Raw genomic sequence first — 820 nt, 5'->3', positions numbered from 1 at the left:
TCCTCGAGTCCTACACGCTCGAGGCGCAGCCGCCGCACGATCTCGTGGTGCGCATCGTCGAGCGCACGCCCATCGGCGTGGTGCAGACCCCGGCCGGCTTCACCGTCGTCGACGCGGCGGGCGTCGTCCTCTCCACGACGCCCGACGCCCCCGCCGGACAGCCGGTGATCGACGTGCCCGCGGGGACGAGTTCGGAGCCGTTCCGCGCGGCGGGGCGTGTCATGCGGGCCCTGCCCGACGGCATCCGGTCCCAGGTGACCGCCGTCTCGGCGACGACGCCCGACGACGTCACCCTGACCCTCGGGGGCACGGGTACGCGCGTGATGTGGGGGAGCGCCGACCGCTCGCCCGAGAAAGCGCGCGTCCTCGACCTCCTCATGCAGAAGAGCCCTCCGAACAACACGCGCGAGTACGACGTGACCTCTCCCGAGGCCGGCGTCATCCGCTGATCTCGAGGGCGATCCTCGGACACGCCGCGTGTCGGCCGGGCCACGACCGCAACGCCGCCTACTTTCAAGTCAAGGAATTGCATACCGGGCAATTCTTTAACCCTCAACATGAGGTTTAGAGTTTCGGGTTCGGGGACAAACGGAGGCCGGCATGAGCCACAACCAGAACTACCTCGCCGTGATCAAGGTCGTCGGTGTGGGCGGGGGCGGCGTCAACGCCGTCAACCGCATGATCGAGCTCGGCCTGCGCGGCGTGGAGTTCATCGCGATCAACACCGACGCACAGGCGCTGCTCATGAGCGACGCCGACGTCAAGCTCGACGTCGGCCGCGAGCTGACGCGCGGCCTGGGCGCGGGAGCGGACCCCGAGG

1 protein-coding gene and 1 pseudogene are annotated in these 820 nt (G+C 69.4%); both read left to right on the top strand.

Going from position 1 to position 820, the window contains the following annotated elements; genetic code table 11:
- Window positions 1-449 (top strand): cell division protein FtsQ/DivIB (locus NS220_RS15200; protein WP_193755387.1); only part of this gene is annotated, 449 nt, incomplete at its 5' end.
- Between the two features lie 151 nt (window positions 450-600).
- Window positions 601-820 (top strand): annotated as a pseudogene (locus NS220_RS15195) (cell division protein FtsZ); the annotation flags it as partial.

This window comes from Microbacterium testaceum (assembly GCF_001476655.1).
Lineage (GTDB): Bacteria > Actinomycetota > Actinomycetes > Actinomycetales > Microbacteriaceae > Microbacterium > Microbacterium testaceum_C.
Note: the sequence above shows the minus strand (reverse complement) of the source record. Positions and strands in the feature narration are given on the sequence as shown.